Annotated in this window: 12 protein-coding genes and 2 pseudogenes; 1 reads left to right on the top strand and 13 read right to left on the bottom strand. The window is 70.6% G+C overall.

Annotated features, from left to right (window positions below; translation table 11 throughout):
- The first annotated feature begins 22 nt into the window (after window positions 1-22).
- A complete protein-coding gene (locus tag HC028_RS01505) occupies window positions 23-736 on the top strand; it encodes an LON peptidase substrate-binding domain-containing protein (protein ID WP_168071873.1) in 714 nt (237 codons plus the stop codon).
- Here HC028_RS01505 and HC028_RS01510 read toward each other — a convergent pair.
- From HC028_RS01510 to HC028_RS01570, 13 genes and pseudogenes are all read right to left on the bottom strand, one after another.
- Window positions 651-1,403 (bottom strand): DUF2567 domain-containing protein, encoded by a 753-nt coding sequence (locus HC028_RS01510; RefSeq protein WP_168071874.1) that lies wholly within the window; start codon window positions 1,401-1,403, stop codon window positions 651-653. The two genes, HC028_RS01505 and HC028_RS01510, sit on opposite strands and share 86 nt — an antisense overlap.
- A 218-nt stretch (window positions 1,404-1,621) precedes the next feature.
- A pseudogene (gene dnaE / locus HC028_RS01515) lies at window positions 1,622-4,906 on the bottom strand (DNA polymerase III subunit alpha); the annotation flags it as partial.
- A 71-nt stretch (window positions 4,907-4,977) separates the two neighbouring features.
- A pseudogene (locus tag HC028_RS01520) lies at window positions 4,978-5,778 on the bottom strand (MinD/ParA family ATP-binding protein); the annotation flags it as partial.
- A 321-nt stretch (window positions 5,779-6,099) separates the two neighbouring features.
- Entirely contained in the window at window positions 6,100-6,918 is an 819-nt protein-coding gene (locus HC028_RS01525; RefSeq protein WP_168071877.1) for a hypothetical protein, read from the bottom strand.
- On the bottom strand, window positions 6,915-7,844 hold the full coding sequence (locus HC028_RS01530) for an RluA family pseudouridine synthase (RefSeq protein ID WP_203981165.1): 930 nt from the start codon (window positions 7,842-7,844) through the stop codon (window positions 6,915-6,917). Before HC028_RS01530 ends, HC028_RS01525 begins: the two co-directional genes overlap by 4 nt.
- The gene (lspA, locus tag HC028_RS01535; protein ID WP_168071879.1) at window positions 7,837-8,463 is read right to left on the bottom strand and encodes a signal peptidase II; all 627 of its coding nucleotides are present in this window, start codon (window positions 8,461-8,463) and stop codon (window positions 7,837-7,839) included. The genes HC028_RS01530 and lspA overlap by 8 nt, the downstream gene beginning before the upstream one ends.
- A gap of 14 nt (window positions 8,464-8,477) precedes the next feature.
- Entirely contained in the window at window positions 8,478-8,912 is a 435-nt protein-coding gene (locus HC028_RS01540) for a TraR/DksA family transcriptional regulator (protein ID WP_168071880.1), read from the bottom strand.
- A gap of 512 nt (window positions 8,913-9,424) precedes the next feature.
- Complete coding sequence (locus HC028_RS01545) at window positions 9,425-9,712, bottom strand: DUF167 domain-containing protein (protein WP_168071881.1); 288 nt, start codon at window positions 9,710-9,712, stop codon at window positions 9,425-9,427.
- A 27-nt stretch (window positions 9,713-9,739) separates the two neighbouring features.
- Window positions 9,740-10,477, bottom strand: coding sequence for a hypothetical protein (locus HC028_RS01550; RefSeq protein ID WP_168071882.1), 738 nt, complete (start codon window positions 10,475-10,477; stop codon window positions 9,740-9,742).
- Window positions 10,478-10,597: 120 nt separating this feature from the next.
- Window positions 10,598-11,392 carry a DivIVA domain-containing protein gene (locus tag HC028_RS01555; protein ID WP_168071883.1) on the bottom strand — a complete coding sequence of 265 codons (795 nt, stop codon included), beginning with the start codon at window positions 11,390-11,392 and terminating at the stop codon, window positions 10,598-10,600.
- A 54-nt stretch (window positions 11,393-11,446) separates the two neighbouring features.
- Window positions 11,447-11,740 (bottom strand): YggT family protein, encoded by a 294-nt coding sequence (locus tag HC028_RS01560; RefSeq protein WP_168071884.1) that lies wholly within the window; start codon window positions 11,738-11,740, stop codon window positions 11,447-11,449.
- Window positions 11,741-11,758: 18 nt separating this feature from the next.
- A complete protein-coding gene (locus HC028_RS01565; RefSeq protein WP_168071885.1) occupies window positions 11,759-12,370 on the bottom strand; it encodes a cell division protein SepF in 612 nt (203 codons plus the stop codon).
- Window positions 12,371-12,492: 122 nt separating this feature from the next.
- A complete protein-coding gene (locus HC028_RS01570; RefSeq protein WP_168071886.1) occupies window positions 12,493-13,233 on the bottom strand; it encodes a YggS family pyridoxal phosphate-dependent enzyme in 741 nt (246 codons plus the stop codon).
- Between the last annotated feature and the right edge of the window lie 49 nt (window positions 13,234-13,282).

Here is a 13,282-nt window from a genome sequence, read left to right on the forward strand (position 1 = left end):
GCCGTCGGATACGCTCAGCGGCGTGACCGCAGCGCTACCGCTGTTCCCCCTGAGCACCGTCCTGTTTCCGGGCCTGGTGCTCCCGTTGCACGTCTTCGAAGACCGCTACCGGGAACTGATCCGCGACATCATCGCCCTGCCCGCCGACTCCGACCGCGAATTCGGCGTGGTCGCCATCCGCAGCGGCTGGGAGGTCGAGCACACCGGCCCCGGCGGCGAGCCGGCCGTCGGCTTGACCTCGGGCGCCTCGATCAGCCTGTACGACGTGGGCTGCAGCGCCCTCCTGCGACAGGTCACCGAGCACCCCGACGGTCAGTTCGACGTCGTGACCGTCGGCCGGCGCCGGTTCCGCATCGTCGAGGTGGACGCGACGACCGCGCCGTACCTGATCGCACAGGTGGAGTGGCTGGACGAGGAGCCGGGCGAGCCCGGCATGGCCGACGCGCTCGCCCCCGGCGTCCTCGCGGTGTTCCAGCGGTACCTCCGGATGCTGCGTGGCGAGTCCACGCCCACCGGCGAACAACTGCCCGAGGACCCGAACGTGCTGTCCCACCTGATCGCCGCCACGGCCTCGCTGACCACCGACGACCGCCAGCAGCTGCTCGCCCTGCCCGACACCGTCAGCCGGCTACGGGCCGAGCGCACCCTGCTCAATCGCGAGGTGGCGCTGCTGGATCAGCTTCAAGCCGTGCCGGCGAGCCTGCCGGAGCTGGCGACTCCGTCGGCCCCGAACTGACGCCGTCGCCCGCACCGGCCTCGTCGTCCGCACCGGCGTCGTCGTCCGCACCGGCGTCGTCGTCCGCCGGCTGCCGCAGGTCGGGCTCGAGGTGGAAGGACGCGAGCATCATGTACCCCATCACGGCCGTCACCGCCTGGACCAGGACGGCGCCCTGCACCCTGGGCAGGAAGCCGAACCACAGGCCGACGCTGCCCGACCGCACGGACGGCGGGCGCAGGAAGTGCGTGCCGACCGGGGCGCTGGTGAGCAGCTGCCGGTAGTGGGCGTACTCGAGGTAGTGGCCCAGCCACGCCGTCAGCACACCACCCGCGACGCAGCCCACGGCCAGGCCGAGCAGGATCAGCGGACCGCGGCGGTGGCGCGCGAGCGCCCACACCACGATCGCGGCGAGCAGCCCCGTCGCGAAGGTGATCAGCACGTACCACCCGTCGCCGGCGACGAAGCCCTCCGGCTCCGGCTGCACCGGCGTCGGCCCGAGGTCGGTCATCTCGAACTCGACCCTGGGGGCGACCGCCCGCCACAGCAGGCCCAGCGGCAGCCCGAGGGCGGCGATCACGGCCGCGACGGCGAGCGCGATCAGCGACTCGCGCCGCCACCCCCCGCCATGCTCGGCCGAGGAGGCCGGCTTGGAAGCTTGATCCGGGACTACGGCGGGGGTCGTCACAGCGGCGATCCTGCCACGCCCGGCCGGCACCGCCCAGCCGACACCGTTCCGGTGACACCTGAACGGCAACTGCTCACTCCGTAGACACGGGGACACTTTGGCAGATCGAGGTGACCGCAGGCGGGCGAATCTGGTACCTGGCCGACGCCGACGCCCGCAAAGTCTTTGTCATGTATGCCGGCACCACCGGCCGCGCGTCATCGGGGACGGTGAGGTCCGGGTAACGAGAGGTCCATCGCCATGAGTCGGGGCTGGTCGTCCCGGCGGTCCACCCGGCCCCTGACCGCGACGATGGCGTCCTCGGCGATGTGCTGGCCGACCATCGCGTACGTGTTCGGGAAGAAGAGCACCTCGATCGCACCGGTCAGATCCTCCAGCGTCGCGGAGGCCCACGGCCGGCCCTGCTTGGTGACCCGCCGGTGGACACCGCCGAGGATGCCGGCGAGCGTGACGACGGCACCGTCCGGAGCCCCGCCGCCCTCCGCCGAGAGCGTCACGATCTGCCGCTCGGCCACCCGGTCGAGCACGTGCGCGTACCCGTTCAGGGGGTGGTCGGAGACGTACAGGCCGAGCATCTCCCGCTCGAACGCGAGCCGGTCGGCCTTGTCCCACTCGGTGTCCGGGATCGGCGGCGTCACCACCAGGCCGGCGCCCTCGGACTCGTCGCCGGACACGACGGCGAACAGGTCGAACTGCCCGACCGCCTCGTTGCGCTTGACGTCGAGGTACGCGTCGATCGCGTCGGCGTGTACCGACAGCAGGCCCTTGCGGGTGTGCCCCATCGAGTCGAACGCGCCGGCCTTGATCAGCGACTCGATCGTCTTCTTGTTGCAGGCCACCGCGTCGACCTTGCGCAGGAAGTCGGAGAAGTCGCCGTAGCGGCCGTGCTCCTTGCGGCAGCGGATGATCGCCTCGACCACTCCTGCGCCGACGTTGCGGACCGCGCCCAGCCCGAACCGGATGTCCGCGCCGACCGCCGCGAACCGCGCTAAAGAGGCGTTCACGTCGGGCGGCAGCACCTTGATGCCCATCCGCCGGCACTCGGCGAGGTAGCCGGCCATCTTGTCCTTGTCGTCACCGACGCTGGTGAGCAGGGCGCTCATGTACTCGGCCGGGTAGTTGACCTTGAGGTAGGCCGTCCAGTAGGACACCAGGCCGTAGCCGGCGGTGTGCGCCTTGTTGAACGCATAGTCGGAGAACGGGACCAGGATGTCCCAGAGCGTCTTGATCGCCTCGTCGGAGTACCCGTTGGCGCGCATGCCTTCGGAGAACGGCACGTACTCGGAGTCGAGGATCTCCTTCTTCTTCTTGCCCATCGCTCGGCGCAGGAGGTCCGCGGCGCCGAGCGAGTAGCCGGCGAGCTTCTGCGCGATCGCCATGACCTGCTCCTGGTAGACGATCAACCCGTAGGTGTCGCCCAGGATGTCGGCGAGCGGCTCGGCCAGCTCGGGGTGGATGGGAACCACCGGTTTACGGCCGTTCTTGCGGTCGGCGTACTCGTTGTGGGCGTTGGCGCCCATCGGGCCGGGCCGGTACAGCGCGAGCACGGCCGAGATGTCCGCAAAGTTGTCCGGCGCCATCGAGCGCAGCAGCGAGCGCATCGGGCCGCCGTCGAGCTGGAACACCCCGAGCGTGTCGCCCCGGGCCAGCAGCTCGTAGGTCGGCTTGTCGTCGAGCGGCAGGTCCGCCAGGACCAGATCGAGGCCCCGGTTGGTCCTGATCGCCGCCAGCGCGTCATCCATGATCGTCAGGTTGCGCAGGCCCAGGAAGTCCATCTTGAGCAGGCCGATGGACTCGCAGGCGCCCATGTCCCACTGCGTGATGATCGCGCCGTCCTGCTCGCGCTTCTGGATCGGGAGCACGTCGATCAGCGGCTCGCGGGACAGGATCACGCCCGCCGCGTGCACGCCCCACTGCCGCTTCAGCCCCTCCAGCCCCTTGGCCAGGTCGATGACCTTCTGCACGTCCGGCTCGGCCGCATACAGCTGGCGGAGCTCGACCGCCTCCGCATACCGCGGGTGCGCCGGGTCGAAGATCCCCGACAACGGGATGTCCTTGCCCATCACCGCGGGCGGCATCGCCTTGGTGATCCGGTCACCGACGGCGAACGGGTAGCCGAGGACCCGGGCGGAATCCTTGATCGCCGCCTTGGCCTTGATCGTGCCGTACGTGATGATCTGCGAGACCCGGTCCGCGCCGTACTTCTCCGTCGCGTATCGGATCATGTCGCCGCGCCGGCGCTCGTCGAAGTCCATGTCGATGTCGGGCATCGACACCCGCTCCGGGTTGAGGAACCGCTCGAACAGCAGGCCGTGCGCGAGCGGGTCGAGTTCCGTGATGCCCAGGGCGTACGCGATGAGCGCCCCCGCCGCCGAGCCGCGGCCCGGGCCGACCCGGATACCGCTCGCCTTGGCGTACGCGACCAGGTCGGCCACGACCAGGAAGTAACCCGGAAAGCCCAGCTGGCAGATCACGTCGAGCTCGTAGGAGGCCTGCCGGCGGTGGGTCGCGGGGACCCCGCCGGGGAACCGGCGGGCCAGGCCCCGGTGGACCTCCGCGCGCAGGAACGACTCCTCGGTCTCCCCGGCCGGCACCGGGAAGCGCGGCATCAGATTGCGCGGGGCGAAGACCGCCGAGTAGTCACCGATCCGCTCGGCGATCTCCAAGGTGTTGTCGCACGCGCCCGGGATCTCGGCGTCCCAGAGCCTGCGCATCTCGTCCGGCGACTTCAGGTAGAAGTCGCGGGCGTCGAGCTTGAACCGCTTCGGGTCGGCCAGGGTCGAGCCGGACTGTACGCACAGCAGCGCCTCGTGCGCGTCGGCGTCCGACGCGTACGTGTAGTGCAGGTCGTTGGTCGCGACCGGCTTCAAGCCCAGCCGTTTGCCCAGCCGCAGCAGGTCGGCCCGGACCCGCTGCTCGATGTCGAGCCCGTGCTCCATCAACTCCAGGTAGAAGTTGTCCGGGCCGAAGATGTCGCGGAGCTCCGCCGCCGCCGCACAGGCCTTGGCGAAGTCGCCGATGCGCAGCCAGGTCTGCACCTCGCCGGAGGGGCAGCCGGTCGTGGCGATGAGGCCCTTGCCGTACTCGTGCAGCAGCTCCCGGTCGGCCCGCGGCTTGTAGAAGAAGCCCTCCAGGCTGGACCGGGACGCGAGCCGGAACAGGTTGCGCAGGCCGTCGGCGTCGGCCGCGAGCATGGTGAGGTGGGTGTACGCGCCGCCGCCGGAGACGTCGTTCTCCCCGCCGGAGGCCCAGCGCACCCGGCTGCGGTCGCGCCGGTCGGTGCCCGGCGTGACGTACGCCTCGACCCCGATCACGGGTTTGATGCCCACGGCGGTGGCCTGCTGGTAGAAGTCGTAGGCGCCGTAGAGGTTGCCGTGGTCGGTCATGGCGAGGGCCGGCATGCCCATCCGGGCGGTCTCGGCGAAGAGCTGCTTCAGCCGCGCCGCGCCGTCCAGCATCGAGTACTCGGTGTGCACGTGCAGGTGCACGAACGAGTCGCCCACGCCAACCTCCCCCCCTTTTGCGACGGGAGCGATGGTAACCCCACCCACCGACAGCGGGCGGGGGTGAGAGATCAGCGGGCGAAGGGCTCCAGCATCACGGCGGTCGCCCGCAGCCAGGCCCGCTTCGTGGCGGGGCTCAGCATCCCGTACTCGATGTTGGAGCCGCTCTCCAACTGCGGGTCGTACGGGACGACGACGACCGCGCGGGTGCGGTTGGCGAAGTGCGCCGCGAGGTCGTCCAGCAGCGCCGACTTGCCGGGCGTCGGGCACGACAGCAGCGTCACCGCGTTCTTGACCATCCGGCCGAGGCCCGCCTCTTCGAGCAGGTCGAGCATCCAGTCCGCGGTGAACGCGGCGTCCTCGCGGGGCACGGTGGTGACCACCAACTGGTCCGCCGACTGGATCACCGTGCGCCAGTTGGGGCTCTCCACGTTGTTACCGGTGTCGACGCAGACCACGTCATGGGTGCGGCAGAGCAGCTCGAGCACCCTGCGCACGATGTGCGGGTCGAGCTTCTGCGCGAAGCGGGAGTCCTCCTCGCCGGCGAGCACGTCGTAGCTGCCGTCAGCGGCGTGCCGCAGGTAGTCGTCGAGGCGGTCGCGCAGCTCGTACCCGTCGGTGGCCTCGATCTCCATCAGGTCGTGGAGCAGGTGCCGGATCGTACGGGCGTGGCGGGCGCTGCCGGCGCGCAGGCCGAGGGTGCCGCGCAGTTCGTTGTCGTCCCAGGCGAGCACGCCGCGCCCGCGAACACTCCCGGCGGTGGCAGCGGCGAGCACGGTCGCGGTCGTCTTGTGGACGCCGCCCTTGGGGTTGGCGAAGGCGAGCACCCGCGGCCCACCGAGGTTCGCGCGGAGCACGCCCGCCGCCCAGTCGTCGCCGTCGGCCGCGGCCACCGGCGCGGACTGCCAGCGCGCGGGCGGACGTGGGTCGGGCTCGAAGCGCTCGGGTAGCGGCGCCCGGGGATCGAGCCGGTCGTCGTCGAGGAGCGCCTGTTCTCCCGATCGGCCGTTGAGCGCGCGATCCAGGAGCGACCGCCACCGGCCAGTCGGCTCGGCGGCTCGACTCCAGCCGGCCCCGGTGCGCTCCAACGTTCGCCGCCCTCCTGCCACCTGTGTACCGCCCCCATCAGGCTACGGACCGGACCGATGTACGACCACTCGAAATGTTCATACGGGCAACTAAGCCCTGCGGGTTCAACGGCGCGCAACCGCCGGAGATGCTGTCGGTTGCCCAGAGTTGTCCGGAGCGGTGACCCGCTCCCGCTGTTCGGGCAGGGGTGGCAGGAACACCGCCCGATCCAGCCGTCGTACTTCCGGCGTGGGATCGACCACGCGCACCTCGCCGCGTCGGGCGAGTTGATCCAGTGCCGCGGGAGTCGCGCGTACGACCGCCGCGTACACGCAGGCGCAGTGGGAGCGGTACCCGGCCGCCTCCACGGCGGCGATCTGATGACCCTTCGTGTACACGGCACGCAACTCGCGTTCGGAGTCCGTGGTGCCGAGGTTCGCCGCGAGGCGCGCGTAGTCGGCCGCCTCGGCGTCCTTCTTCGCGGCCACCCGGTCCATCCCCCCGGTGACGTCGTCGGGCACCCGGTACGCGTCCAGCCGCACGATCTGGGTCTGCAGGTGCGGCTCGGGTACCCGCGCGTACACCTGGGTCAGCGCGACTCCACCCAGCGCCGGCGCCAGCTGGTCCGGGGTCAGGTAGCCGCGCAGCGTCACCAGGGCGACGAGCTCACCGGGGCTGCCGCCGCGTACCAGGTCGGCAAGTTCCGCACGGCTGCGCTGTTCGTAGTCGGGCACGGAGGCGCCGTCAACGACCCCGACCCGGACCACGTCACCGACGGTCTGGTCGCCGCCGCTCGCATTACCAGTGCCGCGACCGACGAACCAGGCCGTCGCCACGGTCATCATCAGCGCCGCGAGCATGGCCACCATGACCAGGCCGCGCAGGCGCCGGGCGCCACGCCGGAGCCGGGCGGCCGCCTCGGCCAATTCCGAAAGCAGGTTCATTCCTCGCCGCGCAGCACCGACAGGGCGTGGGCCAGATCTTCCGGGTACTCGCTGGTGAACTGCACGTGCTCGCCGGTCGCGGGATGCTCGAACCCGAGCTGGCGCGCGTGCAGCCACTGGCGGTTGAGCCCGACCCTGGCCGACAGCGTCGGGTCCGAGCCGTACATGGGATCGCCGACGCACGGGTGGCGCAGCGCGGAGAAGTGCACCCGGATCTGATGGGTACGCCCCGTCTCCAGGTGAATGTCGAGCAGGCTCGCCGCCGGGAACGCCTCCAGCGTGTCGTAGTGGGTGACGCTGGGCTTGCCGCTGGACACCACGGCCCACTTGTAGTCGTGGGTGGGGTGGCGGTCGATCGGCGCGTCGATCGTGCCGCGCAACGGGTCGAGGTGCCCCTGCACCACGGCGTGGTAGCGCTTGTCCACCGTGCGCTCCTTGAAGGCGCGCTTGAGCACGCTGTACGCCCGCTCGCTCTTGGCCACCACCATCAACCCGGTGGTGCCGGCGTCCAGGCGGTGGACCACGCCCTGCCGCTCGGCGGCGCCGCTGGTCGCGATGGTGTGGCCCATCGCGGCGAGGCCCGCGGTCACCGTCGGTCCGCTCCAGCCCGGGCTCGGATGGGCGGCGACACCGACCGGCTTGTCGACCACGACGATGTCGTCGTCGCTGTAGACGACCTTCAGTCCGGGCACCGGCTCGGCCTTGACGGGCACCGGCGCTTCCGGGCCGGGCAGCGTGACCTCCAGCCAGTCGCCGGCGTTGACCTTCTCGGATTTCGGCCGCGGCACCCCGTCGACGAGCGCGTCACCGGCCTCGGCGACCGCGGCGGCCGCCATCCGGGAGAGCCCGAACAACCGGGAGATCGCCTGGTCCAACCGCAGGCCGTCAAGACCATCGGGGACGGGAAGTGAACGAACCTCAGCCACCTGCGGAGTCTGGCACACTCTCGCGGTCGCGGTTTCGGGTACCGGTACCGTCGAGGCGCCGGCCGGTCAACTCGAGTAGCACCGCGAGCGTCACGCCGACGCACAGAGCCGAGTCGGCCGCGTTGAACACGGGAAAGAACTCACCCCGCGGGGCGAACACACTGATCATGTCGACCACGTGCCCGACCATCGGACCGGGCGCGCGGAAGATCCGGTCGGTGAGGTTGCCCAGCGCGCCGCCTGCGACCAGCCCGAGCGCGAGCGCCCACGGCACCGACCGCAGCCGGCGGGCCGCCGCCCAGCCGATCCAGCCGACGACCGCGATGGTGATGATCGGGAAGATGAACGTGTACCCGGTCCCGAGGCTGAACGCGGCCCCGCTGTTGCGGATCAGGTCCAGGTACACCGCCCCACCCAGCAGCCGTACGGGCTCGCGCCCGCTCAACCCGCTCACCGCGAGCTGCTTGGTGACGATGTCGATCAGCAGCACGACGACGCTGGCGAGGATGAGCACCCCGATCGTTCGGTGCCGGCGTGCCGGAGTCTCCGATGCCGGCGCGGGCCCGGCGGTCGGCGCGGACTGCTGCGCCGCGAGTTCCGGGCTCGGACCGCTGGCCAACGTCTCCTCGCTGTTCAGCGCCGCTCCTCCAGCTGCTTGCAGGTGACACACAGCGTAGCCGACGGGAACGCGGCGAGCCGCTCGACCGGAATGGTGCTACCGCACCGCTCGCAGTAGCCGTACGTGCCCTCGTCGAGGCGCTCGAGGGCCCGCTCCACCTGGGTGATCCGCTCCAGGATGCTGTTGGCCAGCGAGATCTCCTGCTCGCGCTCGAACGTCTTGGTACCGGTGTCGGCCTGGTCGTCGCCGGCCGAATCGGTCAACCGGTCGCGCTGCAGTTCGGCGATCTCCGCCATGGTCTGGTCGTACTCGGTCTTGAGCCCGTCACGGCGCTCGGACAGAGCCGCCCGGATCTTCTCGGTGTCAGCCGCGGAGCGCGCGCGAGGCGCCTTGCCGGTCTTGATGCCGGCCGTGTCGGTGGCGGTCTTGCTGTCGGCGGTCTTAGCCATCGTCGCTCCCTCGGCCGCGGTCGTCGCGGCGGTTACCGGTGCTTGCGCAGAGGTTGGTGCAGACGTTCCGGACGGCCCGGGGGCACGCCGTCGGGACGTCCTGGTCGACGTCACGCCGGGGGGCGTGGCCTCGACCGGGTCGGCGGGTGCCGAAGTTTCCTTAGTCACGCTTTTGGAGGTTTCGTCGCGACGGTTACCCGTCGTAGTCTTCTTGGCGGAACTGGTCGCTGCGCCGGCCCTCCGCACCGCGCCCGCCCGAGCCGCCATGGCGTCCTCCAAAAATGCAAAACGGGCGCGCGACGAAAACGCCGCGCACTCCAGAGAGTGGCAAGAATACGGAACGTACGTGCGTCCGACAAACCTGCCACGCAACATCGGCCGGCCGGAACGCGCAATTATGCGCTATTTGCTTCCGCCCCGCCGTCGAATTATCGGCGTCCCATACCCACACCCCTGCGCGTTGAACCCCGCAGTGTCGGGAATCGGACTCTGCGCCAAGTCCGAGGGGAGCCTCACCGGGCCGGATCGCGCAGTCGGCTTACCCGCTCCGCCAGATCAGGCGGGGGCTGCTCGACCTCGAACACCTTGTCCCGGCTCGCGGCTCCGGTACGCAGCGTGACCGCTCCGGCACGCAGCTCCAGCGCCTCGGCGATGGCCCGGCGCGCGGCCTCCGTCGCTCGGCCGTCCACCGCCGGCGCGTTCACCGCCACCACCAGCGCCGGACCGTGCGGGCCAGGGTAGGAGCCCCCGACCCGGGTACGCGACGAGCCGGGCTTGACCCGGACGGCGATCGTGAACACGTCTCAATTCTGCCGGAGTAGCGGGCGTCAGACCCCGCGGGCCTCGGCGAGCAGCGCACGGTCGGGCTCACAGAGCCCGCACGGGGTGAACCCCAACTCGACGGCCTCGGAGACCGGCAACGGCTCGCTGGTCCGGCCAAGCAGGTGTACGCAGCCGGCCAGGTGGTAACGCGGGCGGCCATCGATGACCAGCACCTCATTGCTCATCCGGGCCACCTCGGCCGCGTCGCCGTCCGGCACCCGCTGGGCCACCGGCTCATCCGGCGGGTCCTCGTCGTCCGTGGCTTCCGAGGCGTTGTCGAGCAGGAACTCCCGGCGCCGACCGGAGGCGCCCCCCTGGGCCGGGATCACCGACTCCGGCACGACGACCGACGGGTCGCGCTCCCGCGCCTCTTCCAGTACCGCCGGTTCGTCCGCCCCGACGCGGGCGGCCGGGATCACCGCGGTCGCCGGCTCACGCTGACCGGATACCGAGCCGTCCGACCCGGTGCCCGCCTGGTCTTCCTGGTCGCCGCCGGCAACGGACGCGGGCGCGGCGTCAGCGGACGCGGGCGCGGCATCAGCGGGCACGGTCTCGGCGAGTGTGGGCGCCTCCGCATCGGGTTCCCGGTCAGCACCGGCCCGACGGCCGCCGACAACGAGTGCGATCGCGGCGAGCAGGCTCGCCGCGATCGAACCGACCAAAAACGGGTCGGAGCCGGTGACCAGGCCCACCGCGAGAAACACGGTAGCGCCGACGATGAGGATCAGACTTCCGACGATCACGGCCAATCCTCCGCGGGTAATCGTCCCTGACCTGTCTCGCACGTCTAACGAACGAGCCCCCGGACGGGCGACCACACGGCGGCGCATCGCGAGCTGCGGCTCGCCGCCGTGAACCGGTTGTTAGCGCGTTGCGTCGATGCCGGACCGGGAGCCGTACGCACCGGCGAGCGTCGCCATGCTTCCGGAGTTGCCGCCGGCCGACCGGCCGTTCTCGGTCCGGGTAAGGTCCGCTTCAAGACCCTGCGCCCGGCCGTCCAGGTCGCGCAGCTGGCTTTCGAGGTACGCCTTCAGGCGGGTGCGGTACTCGCGCTCGAACTGCTTGAGCTCCTCGATGTGCTTCTGCAGCGCCGTGCGCTTGGTGTCCAGGCCCGCGATGGCTTCCTGGTGGCGCTGGCGCGCGTCGCGCTCGAGGGCGTCGGCCTTGGCCCGCGCCTCGCGGGTGACCTCTTCGGCCTTGGTGCGCGCGTCGGACAGCAGCTTGTCGGCCTCGCGGCGGGCGTCGTTGACGTGGTCGTCAGCCGTGCGCTGGGCCATCATGAGCACCCGCAGCGCCTGCTGCTCACCGTCACCGGTGACCGCCCCGGGGCCCTGAGCGCGGACCTGCTCGAGCTCGGCCTGCATGCCTCGGGCCGCCTGCTCCGCCGCCGCCTTCTCGCGCTGAACGCGGTCGAACTGGCTCTGCAGCTCGGCGAGCTCGGCGGCCAGACGGGCGTCGGACGCGCCCCCGCCACCCACGCTGCGACCGCCGCCCCGCTCGGCCTGCGCCCGCAGTTCGTTGTTCTCCTCGATCAGACGGGCGAGTTCGCGCTCAACCTCATCCAGGAAGGCGTCGACCTCCTCCTCGTCGTACCCCCGCTTGCCGATGGGGGGCTTCTTGAATGCGACGTTGTGGACGTCGGCCGGGGTCAGCGGCATCGAAACTCCTCGGGTCAGTTGCGGCCGCGTGGCGTCGTGACTACGGGCCGTCACCTAGATCAGACGCCGTACCACGACGTTCATCAGCACGAACAGAATAACCAGCAGCACAAGGGAGGCCAGGTCGACACTCACAGTACCAACACGAAGCGGCGGGATCACTCGCCTCAACGCGTTGAGAGGGGGATCAGTGACGCTCCAGACAACCTCGAGCGCCGCGGCCGCTCCGCGCCCCGGATGCCATCGACGACCGTACTGCAGCACGGCCCCCATCACGAACCTCGCGAGGAGGGCCAGGAAGAAGGCGTACAGCACCAGGTAGACGACCTGCATGGCGACCGATAGCACGGTGGACCGGATCCTCACTCAACTTTGGTTGAAGAACCCACCCTCGGCGATCTTTGCCTTGTCTTCTGCCGTGACCTGGACGTTGGCCGGCGAGAGCAGGAACACGCGGTTAGTGACGCGCTCGATCGTACCGCGAAGGCCGAACGCAAGCCCCGCCGCGAAATCAACCAGTCGTTTAGCATCCGCCTCGTCCATTTCGGTGAGATTCATGATGACTGGCACGCCATCGCGGAAATGCTCACCGATCGTCCGGGCCTCGTTATATGTGGTCGGATGCAGTGTCGTTATCTGGTAGCGGCGCTCGTCCTCTTCGGCCTGGGTGGCCGGGCGCTCGCTCACCCGAGGCGCGAGCGCCAGGTTCTCCCGCGTGGGGTAGCTGACCGTCGACTGCGGCGAACGGGCGATAGACCGCACGGTCGAGCGCTCAACGCGGGCCTCCCGCTCCGCGGCCAGCCGTTCGCTGACCCGGCTCCGGGTCGAGACGGCCGACTGCTCGTCGACCTCGTCCTCGTCGCCGAAGTCCTCGCCGTACCGGTAGCCGCGCTCGTCGTAGCCGCGTTCGGAGTACGCGCGCTCGTCTTCGTCCTCAACGAGGCCGAGCCAGACCCCGGCCCTCCGCATTGCTCCCATGCCGCGCCCCTTACCTCCGTGCGGCACTGCCCTGTGCCGTGCCCCCAAACTCGCGCCGGCGCCCGCCGGCGCCGACCTTGACAAAACCACACTCGTGTAGTTTCAATGTCCCACTCGCGAGGCTACCTCAACGCCGCTCGTTTCCCGAGCAACGCGGCACCAATGCGGACATGTGTCGCGCCTGCTGAAATAGCCGCTTCGAGATCGACGCTCATACCCGCCGAAACCACTGTTGAATCCGGGTGGTCGCGCCGTATGACGCTTGCCACCTCGGCGAGTCGATCGAAGGCAGACCGCGGATCCCAGGCGAGCGGCGCCACCGCCATCACCCCGCGCAACCGGAGCGACTCCGACTCGGCCACCGCCGCCACCACGCGTTCGAGGTCGCGCTCGGGGACGCCCGCGCCGATCGCGGCGCCGCCACGCTCCAGATCGGCGTCCAGGCTGACCTGCACGAGCACGTCGAGCGGCCGCTCCCGGTGGACCGTGGCGGCCCGGTCGAGCGCCGCCACGAGCGTGCTGCTGTCCACGGAGTGGAGCAGGTCGGCGTACCTGACGACCGACTTGGCCTTGTTGCGCTGCAACTGCCCGACAAAGTGCCAGCGCACCGCCGCGCCGGCGGCCGCCAGTTCGGCGGCCTTCGGCGCGGCCTCCTGGTCCTTGTTCTCGCCGATGTCGTGCACGCCAAGCTCGACCAGTCGCCGGACGTCGGCTGCCGGGTAGGTCTTGGTGACCGCTATCAGCGTCACCTCCGCCGGATCGCGCCCGGCCTCGACGCAGGCGGCGGCGATGCGCCCGCGTACGTCCGACAGCCGCTGCGCCAACTCCGCCCGCCGCGGGTCGGCGCCTTCCTCAATAGTCATAGTCACCAGATATACGGCGCGGTCGCCCCGGGCCCACGCCCGGGGCGGA

The sequence above is a fragment of the Planosporangium flavigriseum genome (assembly GCF_011947225.1).
Lineage (GTDB): Bacteria > Actinomycetota > Actinomycetes > Mycobacteriales > Micromonosporaceae > Planosporangium > Planosporangium flavigriseum.